General features: G+C 62.9%; 16 protein-coding genes. 1 reads left to right on the top strand and 15 read right to left on the bottom strand.

The features are described 5' to 3' along the window. Positions 1-19: 19 nt before the first annotated feature. Together ctrA and ACGYK2_RS00310 are read right to left on the bottom strand one after the other, a co-directional pair. A complete protein-coding gene (ctrA, locus tag ACGYK2_RS00315; protein ID WP_271687449.1) occupies positions 20-727 on the bottom strand; it encodes a response regulator transcription factor CtrA in 708 nt (235 codons plus the stop codon). Positions 728-821: 94 nt separating this feature from the next. After that, positions 822-1,100, bottom strand: coding sequence for a DUF1153 domain-containing protein (locus ACGYK2_RS00310; protein ID WP_067266163.1), 279 nt, complete (start codon positions 1,098-1,100; stop codon positions 822-824). A 120-nt stretch (positions 1,101-1,220) separates the two neighbouring features. Between ACGYK2_RS00310 and mnmA the strand changes: the two genes are divergently transcribed. Continuing rightward, positions 1,221-2,363, top strand: a complete 1,143-nt coding sequence (gene mnmA, locus ACGYK2_RS00305; protein WP_067266051.1) for a tRNA 2-thiouridine(34) synthase MnmA — start codon at positions 1,221-1,223, stop codon at positions 2,361-2,363. 6 nt (positions 2,364-2,369) lie between these two features. Here mnmA and lpxB read toward each other — a convergent pair whose 3' ends face one another. The 13 genes from lpxB to pyrH form a co-directional block, all read right to left on the bottom strand. Next, positions 2,370-3,521 (bottom strand): lipid-A-disaccharide synthase, encoded by a 1,152-nt coding sequence (gene lpxB, locus ACGYK2_RS00300; RefSeq protein WP_271687451.1) that lies wholly within the window; start codon positions 3,519-3,521, stop codon positions 2,370-2,372. Beyond that, positions 3,518-4,318, bottom strand: coding sequence for an LpxI family protein (locus ACGYK2_RS00295; protein ID WP_271687452.1), 801 nt, complete (start codon positions 4,316-4,318; stop codon positions 3,518-3,520). Before ACGYK2_RS00295 ends, lpxB begins: the two co-directional genes overlap by 4 nt. After that, positions 4,315-5,097, bottom strand: coding sequence for an acyl-ACP--UDP-N-acetylglucosamine O-acyltransferase (lpxA, locus tag ACGYK2_RS00290; RefSeq protein WP_271687453.1), 783 nt, complete (start codon positions 5,095-5,097; stop codon positions 4,315-4,317). The genes ACGYK2_RS00295 and lpxA overlap by 4 nt, the downstream gene beginning before the upstream one ends. Next, positions 5,094-5,564 (bottom strand): 3-hydroxyacyl-ACP dehydratase FabZ, encoded by a 471-nt coding sequence (gene fabZ / locus ACGYK2_RS00285; protein WP_271687454.1) that lies wholly within the window; start codon positions 5,562-5,564, stop codon positions 5,094-5,096. Before fabZ ends, lpxA begins: the two co-directional genes overlap by 4 nt. An 81-nt stretch (positions 5,565-5,645) precedes the next feature. Beyond that, positions 5,646-6,230, bottom strand: coding sequence for an OmpH family outer membrane protein (locus tag ACGYK2_RS00280; RefSeq protein ID WP_271687456.1), 585 nt, complete (start codon positions 6,228-6,230; stop codon positions 5,646-5,648). 4 nt (positions 6,231-6,234) lie between these two features. Beyond that, positions 6,235-8,568 carry an outer membrane protein assembly factor BamA gene (gene bamA / locus ACGYK2_RS00275; protein WP_271687457.1) on the bottom strand — a complete coding sequence of 778 codons (2,334 nt, stop codon included), beginning with the start codon at positions 8,566-8,568 and terminating at the stop codon, positions 6,235-6,237. A 194-nt stretch (positions 8,569-8,762) separates the two neighbouring features. After that, the gene (locus tag ACGYK2_RS00270) at positions 8,763-8,888 is read right to left on the bottom strand and encodes a hypothetical protein (protein ID WP_271687458.1); all 126 of its coding nucleotides are present in this window, start codon (positions 8,886-8,888) and stop codon (positions 8,763-8,765) included. Positions 8,889-9,022: 134 nt separating this feature from the next. After that, positions 9,023-10,366, bottom strand: a complete 1,344-nt coding sequence (rseP, locus tag ACGYK2_RS00265; protein WP_394374208.1) for an RIP metalloprotease RseP — start codon at positions 10,364-10,366, stop codon at positions 9,023-9,025. Positions 10,367-10,379: 13 nt separating this feature from the next. Beyond that, positions 10,380-11,555: a 1-deoxy-D-xylulose-5-phosphate reductoisomerase gene (gene dxr, locus ACGYK2_RS00260; RefSeq protein ID WP_271687461.1), complete on the bottom strand. Its 1,176-nt coding sequence runs from the start codon at positions 11,553-11,555 to the stop codon at positions 10,380-10,382. 6 nt (positions 11,556-11,561) lie between these two features. After that, a complete protein-coding gene (locus ACGYK2_RS00255) occupies positions 11,562-12,353 on the bottom strand; it encodes a phosphatidate cytidylyltransferase (RefSeq protein WP_067261564.1) in 792 nt (263 codons plus the stop codon). Between the two features lie 11 nt (positions 12,354-12,364). Then, on the bottom strand, positions 12,365-13,102 hold the full coding sequence (gene uppS / locus ACGYK2_RS00250; protein WP_067261562.1) for a polyprenyl diphosphate synthase: 738 nt from the start codon (positions 13,100-13,102) through the stop codon (positions 12,365-12,367). 48 nt (positions 13,103-13,150) lie between these two features. Continuing rightward, the gene (gene frr, locus ACGYK2_RS00245; protein ID WP_067261561.1) at positions 13,151-13,717 is read right to left on the bottom strand and encodes a ribosome recycling factor; all 567 of its coding nucleotides are present in this window, start codon (positions 13,715-13,717) and stop codon (positions 13,151-13,153) included. Between the two features lie 173 nt (positions 13,718-13,890). Continuing rightward, the gene (gene pyrH / locus ACGYK2_RS00240; protein WP_067261559.1) at positions 13,891-14,616 is read right to left on the bottom strand and encodes a UMP kinase; all 726 of its coding nucleotides are present in this window, start codon (positions 14,614-14,616) and stop codon (positions 13,891-13,893) included. Between the last annotated feature and the right edge of the window lie 91 nt (positions 14,617-14,707).

Below are 14,707 nucleotides of genomic sequence, written 5' to 3'. Positions count from 1 at the left end.
GAGCCCGAGCCGAGGGGGATCAGGCGCTGGCGGCCAAATCCATCTCGACCGGGTCAGGATCGCGCAGCACATAGCCGCGGCCCCAGACCGTCTCGATATAGCTCTCCCCGCCGGTGGCTTGGCTCAGCTTTTTGCGAAGTTTGCAAATGAATACATCGATGATCTTCAACTCAGGCTCATCCATGCCGCCATAGAGGTGGTTGAGAAACATTTCCTTGGTCAGGGTCGTGCCCTTCCGCAGACTCAGGAGTTCGAGCATCTGATATTCCTTGCCGGTCAGATGCACGGGGGCATCGTTCACGCTGACGGTCTTGGCATCAAGGTTCACCGCCACTTGGCCCGTCTTGATGATGGATTGCGAATGCCCCTTGGACCGCCGAATGATGGCATGAATCCGGGCGACCAATTCCTCCCGATGAAAGGGTTTCGTCAAATAATCGTCGGCGCCGAAACCGAATCCCCGCAGCTTATTCTCCGTATCGTCGGATCCCGACAGGATCAGGATCGGCGTCTCAATCCGGGCGAGCCGCAACTGGCGCAGCACGTCATGACCGTTCATATCCGGCAGATCGAGGTCGAGCAGGATCAAATCATAATCGTAAAGCTTGGCCAGATCGATTCCCTCTTCGCCCAGGTCGGTGGCGTAGACGTTGAGATTCGCATGGGTCAGCATCAGTTCGATACTGCGAGAGGTCGTTGGGTCGTCTTCAACTAACAATACACGCATTTCGGTTACTCCGGCTCATCTTGGACGATGGGCTCACCCTGAGCAAAAAAGGTTAACTACCCGTTACCGATACTCGACAGGATAGATTAACAACTTAAAGTTGTCTATATTTTTTCAAGGCCGTGGCTTTCAGCGCCGCCTCCCCATGTTCGGTAACCGCATGTAACCACTCCATAAATTCCTCATCACTGATACCATAACGCTCCAGCGCTTCGGATTGGGTGATCAGCCCATAGACCACCCCCCGCACCACCGCCGCCTTGCGCGAGGCAACCCATCGGCGGGTATCGGCGCTTGGCAAATCGGCGCGGGACATCACGCTCCCGTCAGCGAGGGTAACAGACCGTGGCCCATCGACTTTTTTCAGGTACATCGCATCATCCGCCATTGTTTTGGCGTCCAATAACCCCCACCTGCCTTAACGCGGCGTGAAGCCCGCCCTTGTGACTAGGTAGGATTTTCCTATATTCGCGCACAAACTCCGGAGAGACCCATGGCCCTTGATCAGACCCCGCCGCTCAATTCGCTTGGCTTTGCCAAAGCGCCTGCCGATACGCGCGTCGTCGTGGCGATGTCGGGCGGCGTGGACAGTTCTGTCGTCGCGGCCATGCTCAAGGACGAGGGCTATGATGTTGTGGGCGTGACCCTGCAGCTTTACGATCACGGCGCGGCGCTGGCCAAGAAAGGCGCTTGCTGCGCAGGGGTCGACATTCAGGATGCCCGCCGCGTGGCCGAGGAGATGGGCTTCCCGCATTACGTGCTGGACTATGAGAACGTCTTCAAGGACGCCGTGATCGACGAGTTTGCCGACAGCTACCTCGGCGGTGCGACGCCGGTGCCCTGCATCCGCTGCAACGAGCGGGTGAAGTTCAAGGACCTGCTGGAAACCGCCAAGGACCTCGAGGCGGACTGCATGGCCACCGGTCACTATATCCAGCGCAAGATGGGCGAGAACGGGCCGGAGCTGCATGCCGCCGCCGATGGCAACCGCGACCAGAGCTATTTCCTCTTCTCCACCACCGAAGAGCAGCTGTCCTACCTGCGCTTCCCGCTGGGCCATCTGCCGAGCAAGGACGACACCCGCAAGCTCGCCGCGAAATACGGGTTGGAGGTCGCCGATAAGCCTGACAGCCAAGACATCTGCTTTGTCCCGAACGGCGACTACGCCGCGGTGATCCGCAAGCTGCGCCCCGAGGCCGCTGATCCGGGCAATATCGTCGACACCGAGGGCAATGTGCTCGGCAGCCACGAGGGCGTGATCCATTACACCATCGGCCAGCGCCGGGGCCTCGGCATCGGCGGTCTGGCCGATCCGCTTTATGTCGTGAAGCTCGACCCTGAGCGCAAAGAGGTGGTCGTCGGCCCGAAATCCATGCTCGCCACTCGCAAGATCCCGGTGCGCGAGATCAACTGGCTGGGCGATGCGCCCCTGACCTCGCAGGCGGAATGGAACATCGCCGTGCGGGTGCGCTCTACCCGTCCACCGCGCGATGCAATCCTGCGCCCGATCAGCGAGACGGAGGCCGAGGTCGAGCTACTCACCGCCGAGGAAGGCGTCTCTCCCGGGCAGGCCTGTGTTTTCTATGATCCTGAAAGCACGCGCATTTTCGGCGGCGGCTGGATTCACCGCGGCTGACAGCCCTTAAAGTCGCGCCAGCACCGCCCGCGCGGCTCGCAGGCCGGGTGCCTCACCCCCCTGCCCCAGACGCTGCATCGTCAGCGCCATGGCGTCCTTCTGGGCGCCGGGCGCGCGCAGCACTTGCAAGACGCCTTCGGCGATCGGACCGGGGCGGCAGTTCGCGCCGATGAATTCGGGCACCACGCGGGTTTCCGAGACAAGGTTAACCAGCGTCACCGTATCCACCCGCAGCATCCGCCCGATGATCTGGCGGCTGATCCAATTCATGTCATAAGCGATGACCATCGGCGTGTTCACCGCGGCAAGCTCCAGCGACACGGTGCCCGAGGCCGCAAGCGCCACATCCGCCGCGCGGAAGGCGGCGCGTTTGCTGGCGGTGAAAGCCTCGGCACTTTGGTCGCGCGGGTCCAGCACCAGCGGGCTGCCCGCCCAGTTGCGCGTGACCTGTTTGACCAAGGCCGCCACGGGGGCCGCCGCAGGGACGACGACGCGCAAGGACGGCTCGGCCTCGACCAAGCGCGCGACGACCTGCTGGAACACCGGGGCCAGCCGCGAGACCTCCCCCCGGCGCGAACCGGGCAAGGCAAGCAACAAGGGCGCATCGGCGAGACGGTGTTCGGCGCGGAACGACGCGGCGGCGGCGTCATCGGCCACGGGCTCGGCCACCACCGGGTGGCCGACGAAATCACAAGCCATGCCCGCCGCTTCCATATAGGGAGGCTCGAAGGGGAACAGGGCGAGGACGTGATCGACGGAACGGGCCATTTTCTCGGCCCTGCCGGGGCGCCATGCCCAGACGGTCGGGGCCACGTAATGCACTGTTCTGATGTCGGATTTCTCTTTCACCTTGCGCGCCACGCGAAGCGAAAAATCGGGACTGTCGATGGTTATGAGCACATCCGGCCTCAACTCGACCACCGCCTGCGCCGTCTCGTTGATCCGGGCCATCAGGGCGCGGTATTTGGGCAGGATCTCGGCCAGCCCCATAACGCTGAGCTCGTCCATATTGAACCGGCTTTCCAGCCCCTCAGCCATCATCTGCGGCCCGCCGATGCCGTCGAATGTCACCTCGGGGCAGAGTTCTTTCAACCCGGCCATGAGCGCGCCGCCCAACCGGTCGCCCGAAGGCTCGCCTGCCAGAATGAACACCTTCATCCCGCGTCCCCCTCTCGGACCCAAAGCACCAATCCTAGTTCATCGGCCAGCGCCACGCAGGCGTCACGCTCCAGCAACATCACGCCGCCCGCCTTGACCACCACGCCCGCCAGCCCCGCCGCATGGGCGGCGCGCAGCGTGTCGGGGCCGATGGTGGGCAGGTCGATCTCACGGATTTGGCCAGTTTTCGGGCCTTTGCAGAGCACTGCGCGCGCGCCCTGTACCGCTTCTGGCAGGGTCGCGAGCAGGTGATCCGTGCCCCCAATGGTCTCGACCCCATAGACCTGTTCGCGCCCGATCACACAGGCCTGCCCGATGTCCAAGCTGGCCAACCCGTCCAGCACCGCCGTGCCGCGCGCCGCATCCCGGCGTATCTGATCATCGGGCCGCTCGCGGGACAGCACACCGCTGTCGGCCAGCAGGTCCGGGACCAGTTCATCGGCCCCAACCACCCGCAGGCCGTGATCTTCGAAAATCGTCTTGATCACCTCAAGCGCGCCATTGTCGCCCGCCGCAAGGGCGGCTTTGAACTGCGGCACCAAGGGCGCCGTGCGCATGTCGAGCTTGGCAGGATCGAGCGTAGGCCGGTCAATCGCACCGCAGAGGCAAACCTCGCGGATGCCAAGACCCAGAAGATGCGCAAGCAGGCTGCCCAAAGTCTCCAACCGGAAGGTCAAATCGGCCTTCAGCCCATCGGGCGCGCAGCCCTCATAGGCGCAGACCAAAGGCGGCACGTCCTGCGCCGCCGCCACCCGCGCGGGCAGGCCGCCGCGCCCGGCGATCAGCGCAAGGCTCATTTCGGCGTCAGGAAATGGCGGCCCGTGTCGGCCATGACGAAATCGACGATCTGGCGGACGTAATCGCTTTGCGTCTCGTCCCCCAAACGCCGCGCCCGGTCCGAGAATGTCCCCTCGCCCTGCGCCAGCATCTGGAACGCGGCCCTGAGCGCCGTGATGTCGCTGCGCGCCACGCCCGCGCGTTTCAGGCCAACGAGGTTCAGCCCGTCGAGATCACCGCGCGGCGCTTGTACAAGGCCGTAGGGGATCACGTCATTCGTCACCATGGTCACCGCGCCGACGATCGCGCCTTGCCCGATCCGTACCCATTGGTGAATGCCCGACAGCCCGCCGATGATGACGTCATCTTCAAGCACGCAATGCCCGGCGACGGCGGCGTTGTTCACCACGATCACGCGATTGCCAACAACAGCGTCATGGGCGATGTGACAGCCGGCCATGAAGAGCCCGTCATCCCCCACGCGGGTCACCCCGCCGCCACCTTCGGTGCCGCAGTTCATGGTGACATGTTCGCGGATACGGTTCCGCTCCCCGATGACCAGACGGCTGGCTTCGCCCTTGAACTTCAGATCCTGCGGAATCTCACCGATCACCGCGAAAGAGAAGATCACCGTGCCCGCGCCGACCTCGGTCCGGCCGGTGACGACGACATGGGATTTCAATTCCACATCCGCCTTCAGCACGACTTCGGGCCCGACCACGCAGAAAGGCCCGACGCGCGCCGAAGGGTCAATCTGCGCGCCCTCTTCGATCACGGCACTCGGGTGGATATTGCTCATGCCGCGTCCTGCGGGAGATCCAACATCGCCATGAACTCGGCCTCGGCGGCCATTTCGCCCTCAACAGTGGCCACGCCGCCGAACTTCCAGATCTTCGCACCCGGCTTGCCGCGCAGGGTCTTGAGGTCCATCCGCAGCACATCACCGGGGCCAACCTTCCGGCGGAACTTACATTTGTCGATGGACATGAAATAGATCAGCATGTCGCGGTCCTGCATGCCAAGGGCCGTGCCCACCATCACGCCCGCGGTCTGGGCCATCGCCTCGACGATGGTGACGCCCGGCATGATTGGCGTGCCGGGGAAATGGCCCTGAAAATGCGGCTCGTTCATGGTGACGTTCTTGTAGCCGACAGCACTCTGGGTGCCCGCGATCTCTTCGACCTTGTCGACCAGCAAGAAGGGATAGCGGTGCGGCAGGATGCGCTGGATCATTTGGATATCGGCGCGCAGCAGCTCTTCGGTCATGGACTGTCCTTTGTCTCAGAAGGTTGCTGAAGGGCTACCAATTCGGGCGGCTGGGGGCAAGCATCCCGGCAGCTGCGGCGCTTACTCGGCGTCCGTCAGCCCGCTGCCGATCGTCTCGTCCAAAAGCGCAATCGCCTCATCCGTGACCTCAATCGCGGAGGACGAGACAAAGACCCGACGCCGCTCCAGAATGACCGCCGCGTCGGAATTGCGCATCAACTGCTCAAGCACCGGGGCCGCAGCGGCCAGAAACCGCTCGCGCTCAAGGTCCAGCGCCTCGCTCAACGCCCGGTTCTTTGCCGCCTGCTCTGCCCTTGTACGCTGCACCTTTTCGTCAAAGGCATCGGCCAAAAGCCGGAACTGCGCCGGTTTCAGCTGAGAGCGTTTTTCGGTGAGTTCGCGTTCCTCCGCCTCAAGCGCCGCTTCGATCTCGCGGTTCTCGGCGGCAAGCTCCTCGCTCTGGGCTTCGATCTCGCGGCTGACGCGCTGGCCAAAGGCACTGTCGCGGAACAGGCGTTCGGAATCGATGGTCAGCACCGGGCTGATCACGCCGCCCCGCGCCGGGGCGGGCGTGTTTGTCTGAGGCTCTGCCAAGGGCCCCTGCTGCGCAAGGCCGGGGGCGGCCCCGGCCAGCATCATCACCAAGGGGATGATGGCGCGGCGCATGGGCTTAGAACGTGGTCCGCAGGGTGACCTCAAAGCTTTGCTCTTTGTCAAAGCTCTCTTTCTTCAGCGCGTCGGAGACGTTGAACTGAAGCGGGCCAAGCGGCGTGTCCCAGAAGACCGAGAAGCCGATCACATGACGGAACGAACCGCTCTCGCCGACGATGGTGCCACCGGAGGTGTCCACATCGCTCAGGTCCCACAGATTGCCCACGTCATAGAAGACGCCGCCGGTGATGCCATATTCCTCAGGCAGACCCAGCGGGAACTCCGCCTCGAAACGGGCCACGGCAAAAAGGTTACCGCCAAGCGCGTCGTCTACCCCGTTGCTCTGGTCGCGCGGCCCGATGCCGCCCGGCTCAAAGCCGCGCATGATGGATGGGCCAAGGATGAAGCGGTCCACCGCGCGGTTGGTGCCGCTGTTCCAAGACAGCGCACCGCCTTCGAGCGTGGCACGCAGGGTGACTTCCTCGTTAAAGATGCGCTTTTCGCCCGCGATTTTGGCCGTGGTCTTGATATATTCGTTGTCCCCGCCCAGCCCGGCAAAGTCCTGTCCGAACTCGAACAGAACGCCCTGTGTCGGATCCAGCCCGCTGCGGCGGGTGTCGTAGGTATAGGTATAGCCAACGGAGGAGGAGAAGAGCGCGCCTTCGGCGATTTCATTCGCAATGGTGGCGCTGTTGTCCTCGTCGTCCCGCTCCAGCATCTCGATCCCTTCAAGGGTATAGCGCGTCGACAGACGGCCATTCTCGCTGACAGGGAAGGTCAGACTGGGCTGGAAGACCAGCCGTTCGGTGTCATAACTGGTGTAGGAGGAATTGGTCTCCGCGTAATCCAGCTTGAGACCAAGCGCCACGTCACGCCCAAGGAAGCGCGGCTCGACGAAGGTCACGCCATAGCGCGTCGCATCCTCGGCAGTGGAGATCGACAGGTTCAACCGCTGACCACGCCCGAGGAAGTTTTCCTCTTGGAAGCTGACCGCCACACCGAAACCGTCATTGTTAGAGAAGGAGCCGCCGAAGTTCAGCGAGCCTGTGGGTTGTTCCTCCACATCCACGTCGATCACGACCTGCTCTGGGCTGGAGCCTTGGCGGGCGTTGACCTCTGCCGTCTCGAAATACTGCAACGCGCGGATGCGTTCCGCCGCTTGGCGGATTTCGCGTGGGTTGAAGGGGTCACCCTCCACGCTGTCGAACTCGCGCCGGATCACACGGTCGAGCGTGGTGGTGTTGCCTTCGATGTCGATCCGCTCAACAAAGATACGCTCCCCACGGGAGAGTTTGTAGGTCACGTTAAGCGACAGATCGCGGTCGTTGCGGTCGATCACCGGCTCGACGCGCAGGAAATCGACACCATCACGGATCGCTTGGCGCTCGATCCGGGCGATGTCATTCTCGATCAGGGTCGGGGAATAGATCACGCCGGGGCGGATCTTGAGCAGGTCGCGATAGGCCGCCGCATTCAGGCCGGGCACTTCGGATTCCAGCTTCACCTCGCCGAAACGGAACTGCTGCCCCTCGGTGATGTTATAGGCCACAAAGACGCCATCACGCTCTTCGGTCAACTCGGCATTCACCGCCTCGGTGCGCATGTCGACATAGCCGCGCGACAGGTAGAAATCCCGCAGCAACTGTTTGTCGGCCTCGACGCGGCCTTCGACATAGGTGTCGCGCTTGACCAAACGGCGGAACAGACCGGCCTGTTTGGTGCCCAGAACGCGGCGCAGGCGACGGTCGGAATAGACGCGGTTGCCGACAAAGCTCAGACGCTCGATCTCGACATTGTCGCCTTCGAAAATCTCGAACACCAGATCGACGCGGTTCTGGTCGCGGCGGATGATGCGCGGCTGCACGCGGGCCGACAGGCGCCCCTCGTTGCTATAAGCCTCCGCAATGGCGGCGGCGTCTTGCTCGGCTTGGCTGGGGTTGAACACCCGCCGCTCGGTCGAGCCGATGAGTTCGGCCAGCATCTCATCCTTGATGCGGCGGTTGCCCTCAAAGCTGACGCGGTTCAGCGTCGGCAGTTCGACCACCGTGATCACCAGCGTGCCGCCCTGCGGCTCAAGCGAGACGGATTCGAACAGACCCGAGTTTTGCAGGTTCTGGTAGGCGTCGTTCAACTGACCGCCCGTCACCGCCTGCCCGCGCCCGATGCCCGCGCGGCGCAGGATGGCGCTATCGCCAATCCGCTCATTGCCGTCGATGACGACCGTGTTGAACTGATATTGCTGCGCCTGCGCTTGGCTGCCGGGCACGAGCCACGCGACGGACAACATGACACAAAGCGATGCCCCCCGAAGGGTCTTGCCGACATTGCTGCGCTGCGCCCATTCGACGGGCATTCTGCCCTCGTTCCTCAGTCCCATTACACCGACCCGTTTTTTTACGACATTGTTGTCAACCTGACTACGCAGGTTAACGGGGTTTGTCAAAAGCAACGGCGGGAAAAATATACCATATCATGCGGCAAGTTGGGCCGGAATGACATGATGGGACAAGATCGTGTGAAACTGCCCGATCCGGGAGCTCGCAGCGGTCAGAGAGAGGCGACAAAGGCCCCTGCGAAGAGCGCCGCCGCGATGGCCGCGCCAAAGAACGCACGGTCCCAGTTCAGGTCCAAAAGCAGGCTCAGGCCGCGGTATGTTCCTTGCAAGACGTGCATTTTCGGTTCCTTCTCGATGAAGGGGAACCATAGCCAGAGATTGCGGCACGATTTTGTTCAATTGTGGCCATTTGAAGGCATTGCGCCCTGCCCGAAGGGCAAGGCAGGGCTGTCTTTCGCTATCGTTGCGCCGCTTACGGGCAGAACAGATCGTTGCCGAGCGCAAAGAGCATCAGGGTCAGCACCAAGACGATGCCGATGCTCATCAAAAAGCGCAGCGCGCCATCGCTGGGCGGTTTGCCGGTCACCGCCTCATAGGCGTAGAACACCAGATGCCCGCCGTCCAAAGCCGGGATCGGGAAGAGGTTCAGCAGACCGACCGCCGTGCTCAGCACCGCGATGAAATAGATGAAGGACTGCGCCCCTTGGCTCGCCATCGCGCCCGAGGTCTGGGCGATGCCCACCGGGCCGCTGAGGTTGCAGGTGCTGATATTGCCGACGATCATCTCACGCAGGCCCGAGATCGACCCGGTGATGATGCGCCAAGTGTTGTCCAAACCGGTGCCGAGCGCCTCACCCACGCCGGGGGTGTCGGTCGCAGGCACGAAGGCCATGCCGCCGACGATGCCGATGCGCAGGTTTTGTTTGAAACTGCCATCGGGCTGCGGCTCATCCGTGGCTTTGGGGACAAGAGTGAAAGGCAAGCTCTCGCCATCGCGCCAGACGGTCAACTCCTGCGGTGCCCCTTCGGAGGCTTCGACCACCTCTTTCAATTCCCCAAAGGCCACGATCTCTTGCCCATTCACCGCGGTGATCACATCGCCGCTGCGCAGACCGGCTTCTTGCGCCGCCGATTGCGGGGCGACGTTGCTGACCAGCGGCGGCATAAGATAGGGGCCAGGCACGGTTAGCTCTTCGCCATCGCGGGTGACGTCATAGCTCAGCACCGCTTCCTGCGGCAGATTGGTCAGGAAATCGCCATAGCGTTCCCCGGCAGAGAGCGAGGGCACCGGGGTGCCTTCGACCGCGCGCAGAATATCGCCCGGAGCCAACTCATAGGCGTCATTGGGCAACGCCCGCAATTCCCCGACGGTGAGCGGATCACGAGCGGTTCCGGCGGTCATCGCAACGGCAAAGAAGATGAGGATCGACAGGGCAAAGTTGAACACCGGCCCCGCCGCCACGGTCAACGCGCGGGCATAGAGCGGCGCGCCGTGCATCGTGTGGCGCAGCGCCTCGGGGTCGTCGGCAAGCGCTTCCATCGCGGTCTCATCCTTGCCGGAGGCCGCGTTGGAGTCGCCTGCGAATTTCACATAGCCGCCAAAGGGCAGCAGCGCGAACTGCCACCGCGTGCCGCGTTTGTCGACGCGCGAGAACAGCACCGGGCCGAAACCGAGGCTGAAGACATCCGCCTTGATCCCGGTCCAACGGCCCACGATGTAGTGCCCGTATTCGTGGATCGCCACGATCACCGACAGCGCCACGACAAAGGCCAGTATCGTCCAGATCAGCCCGCCGAACTCCGGCAAAAACCCCATGATGTCCAACGTACTACCCTGCCCTTTTCTGAATTGCGGCCTCTGCCGCCTTGCGTGCGAGTTGGTCCGCCTGCGCCACCAGTTCAAGTGTCATGTCGTCGCGGCCCTGCGCGGCCTCTTCGGCGCGGCGCTCCAGCACCTCTTCGACGATCTCGGCCATCTGCGTGAAGCGCAGCCGTCCGTCGATGAAACCGTCAAGCGCCACTTCCTTGGCCGCGTTAAAGACCGCGCCCATCAGACCGCCCGCTGCCATGACGTCCCGCGCCAGCCGCAGCGCGGGCCAGCGGGCGTCATCGGGGGCGGTGAAATCGAAACGTCCAATCTTGGTCAGGTCCAACCGCTCGACCGGGAGATGCCCGCGCGCGGGGTGGTGCAGCGCGTAGCCGATGGCATGGCGCATATCCGCGGGGCCGACATGGGCCATCAGCCCCCCGTCGCAAAAGCCCACCAGCGCATGGATCATCGACTGCGGATGCACCAGCACCTCAATCGCCTCGGGGGAGACGCCGAAAAACTCACGCGTCTCAATGACTTCCATCGCCTTGTTAAACATCGACGCCGAGTCGATGGTGATGCGCTGCCCCATGTCCCAATTGGGATGGCTTGAGGCTTGGTCGAGCGTCGCATGGGCAAGGTCTTCGAGCGGCCAATCGCGAAACGCGCCGCCGCTGGCGGTGATGATGACACGCTCAACGGCGGCCATGTCTTCGCCGACCAGCGCCTGAAATACGGCGGAATGTTCACTGTCGACGGGCAGGATCGTCGCGCCGTGGCGCGCGGCCTCTCCCATGATCAGCGCCCCGGCGCAGACCAACGATTCCTTGTTGGCCAGTGCCAGCGTGCCACCTTGGCGCAGCGCCGCCAGCCCCGGTGCCAGCCCCGCCGCCCCGATGATCGCCGACATGGTCCAATCCGCCGGGCGCGATGCGGCCTCGGTGATCGCCTCGGCCCCCGCTGCGGCTTCGACACCGCTGCCACTGAGCGCGTCGCGCAGATCGTCCAGCAGGTCTTCGCGGGCGGTGACGGCCACATCGGCCTTCAGCGCAATGGCATCCTTGGCCAATTGCGCGATATTGCCCGCGCCGGTAAGGGCCACGACCTCATAGGCGTCGGGCGCGCGGCGGATCAGGTCAATCGTGTTCTGACCTATAGAGCCGGTCGCCCCCAGTATCGAAATCTTGCGCGGCATAGCGGGTCAGTTCACACCCGGCGGGAAACCGATCAGCGGCCCGACGATCAGCAAGAAGACGGCAGCGCCCAGCATCCCGTCAAAACGGTCCAACAGACCGCCATGGCCGGGGATCAGCGCGGAGCTGTCTTTGACCCCCATCTTTCGCTTCATGCCCGACTCCGCCATATCGCCCATCTGAGAGGCCATCGACAGGGCCACCGAGATGCCGACAAGTTGCAGGCCAAAGCCGGTGTTGAACGAGAAAATCAGCCCGACAACAGCCGCCCCAACCCAGCCCGAGGCGGTGCCGGACCATGTTTTTTTGGGGCTGACCTTGGGCCAGAATTTGGGCCCTCCGATGGCGCGGCCTGCGAAATAGCCCACCACATCGGTCACCACGACCACCAGCACCAGCCACATCAACCAGCCAAAACCCATGTCATCGCGCAGCTGGATCAGACCAAAGCCCGCCAGCAGGATTAGCGCGGTAAAACTCATGTAAAGCGTGCGATTGGCGCTCAATAGTGCAAAGCCCGCCAGCGCCGGGGCCAGCAAAAGCGGCAGGCCAAAGCCCACCGGCAGATAGACCGAGGCCAGCACCGCCGCCGCGGTCACCAGCCCCAATTGCCAAGCCGCCGCCTGCCCCTGCCCGCGCAGCATGCCGACCAATTCCCAGACCATCATGCCGCAGATCAGCGCCACCAGCAGATGAAAGACGGTGCCGCCCAACCAGATGCCCAAAAGACCGATCAGGATCATCGCGCTGGCCGATAGCATACGGGCGCGTAGGTCGGACCATTGTTCAGGTGATTTCATCGCAGCTCTCCTCAGGTCTTGACCGCACCGAACCGCCTGTCACGCCCGCCATAGGCGGCGCAGAGCCGGGCGAATTCCTCGCGGGTGAAATCCGGCCACAGCGTGTCGATGAACTCATATTCCGCATAGGCCGACTGCCACAGCAGAAAGTTCGAAATCCGCGCCTCGCCGCTGGTGCGGATCACCAGATCGGGGTCGGGCAGCACATGGGTATCGAGGTAGCGCGGCAGGGTCTCTTCGTCCACGCTATCGGGGTCAAGTTTGCCGCTGGCGACATCTTGGGCCAAGCGGTGCGTGGCGCGGGCCACCTCATCGCGGCCGCCATAATTGAGCGCGATGGTTAGATTGATGCGGGTGTTATGGGCGGTATGGGCCTCAAGCTCTCCCATGAGTTTGATCAGCTTGTCATCCAGCCGGTCGCGATCCCCAATGAACCGCACCCGCGCGCCATAGTCGCTAAGGCTGCGCATTTCCTTGGAAATATAGCGCCGAAACAGGGACATAAGCCCCGCCACTTCGACCTGCGTGCGCTTCCAATTCTCGGTCGAGAAGGCAAAGATCGTCAGATACTCCACCCCCACATCGGGGCAGCATTCGACGATCTCGCGCACGCGTTTGGCGCCGGCGTGATGCCCAAAAAGCCGGGGCCGCCCGCGTTGGGTGGCCCAACGGCCATTGCCGTCCATGATGATCGCCACATGGCGTGGCCCGCCGGGTATCGTTTGGGGCTGAATTTCGGCGGTGCTCATGTCTCGACCTTTTTCTTTCAAGTTCTGTTTCCCTGCGTCTTGGCGGGGTCAGACTTGCATGATTTCGGCCTGTTTCGTCTCAAGCTGTTCATCAATGAGCGTAATGAAACGGTTGGTCAGATCCTGCACTTCGCCTTCCCAGATTTTCTGGTCGTCCTCTGACATGGCGCCGTCGTTCTTGGCCTTCTTGATCTGGTCCATCCCGTCGCGGCGGATGTTGCGGATCGAGACGCGCGCGTGTTCGGCGTATTGGCCCGCGACCTTGGTCAACTGGGTGCGGCGCTCTTCGTTCAGCTCGGGGATCGGCAGCATGATGATGGTGCCGTTCAGCTGCGGGTTGATGCCCAGTCCGCTTTCGCGGATGGCCTTCTCAACCTTGCCAACGAGACCCTTGTCCCAGACGTTGATCGTGACCATGCGCGGCTCTGGCACGTTGACGGTGCCGACTTGGTTCACCGGGGTCATCTGGCCGTAAGCCTCGACCATCACCGGCTCCAGCATGGAGGCCGAGCCACGCCCCGTGCGCAGCGATGCGAACTCGGTCCGAAGCGACGCAATCGCGCCGTTCATCCGCCGTTCAAGATCATCGGTATCGAGCATAAATTCGTCTGACATGGCGAGCCTGCTTGTTGTTTCCTTGCGTTACGGCTTTCTAACGGTGGCGCGGCGCTTTCACAACTGCCCATTGTTGCGCCACCATACGCGCCCCGCGCCCCTGTTGTGAGAGACGCGGGCGGCATCAGGTCAATCGCCCCGCCGTGGGGCGATGCCTTGGAATGCGGGCGGAGTTACCCGACGCGGGTATAGGTGCCCTGCCCCGCCAAGATGCCTTGGAAGCCGCCCGGCTCATCCAGCGAGAAGACGATGATCGGCAGGTTGTTGTCCCGCGCCAGCGCGATGGCAGAGGCGTCCATCACGCCGAGCCGCTTTTGCAGCACGTCGTCATAGCTCACCAGATCATAGCGTTTCGCATCGTCGAACTTGGCCGGGTCCTTGTCATAAACACCGTCGACTTTGGTGCCCTTGAAGATCGCCTCGCAGGACATCTCATTGGCGCGCAGGGTCGCGGCGGTGTCGGTGGTGAAATAGGGGTTGCCGGTGCCCGCGGCAAAAATGCAGACCCGCTTCTTCTCAAGGTGGCGCACGGCGCGGCGGCGGATATAGGGCTCGGCCACTTCGTTCATGGTGATGGCGCTGATCACGCGGGTGTGGATGCCCAAGCCTTCGAGCGCCGATTGCATCGCCAGCGCGTTCATCACGGTGGCGAGCATCCCCATGTAATCCGCCGTGGTCCGCTCCATCCCCTGCGCCGAGCCTTGCAGGCCGCGGAAGATGTTGCCGCCGCCGATCACCATGCAGATCTCGACGCCCAGACTGTGCACCGATTGCACCTCACGGGCGATGCGTTCGACGGTTGGCGGATGCAGACCATAGCCGAGGTCACCCATCAGCGCCTCCCCGGAAATCTTTAGCATCACGCGGTTAAAGGAGACTTGGGGGGTGTCTTGGGACATCGGGCACACCTTACTATTTCACCAACCGGGGGAGATTTAAGCCTTGCGGCGGTGAAGGGTTTTCATTTCGCGCCAAAATGTCGCAAATACG

This window comes from Sulfitobacter sp. 1A10359 (genome assembly GCF_043558145.1).
Classification (GTDB): domain Bacteria; phylum Pseudomonadota; class Alphaproteobacteria; order Rhodobacterales; family Rhodobacteraceae; genus Sulfitobacter; species Sulfitobacter faviae.
This window is presented reverse-complemented; position numbering and strand designations above follow the sequence as displayed.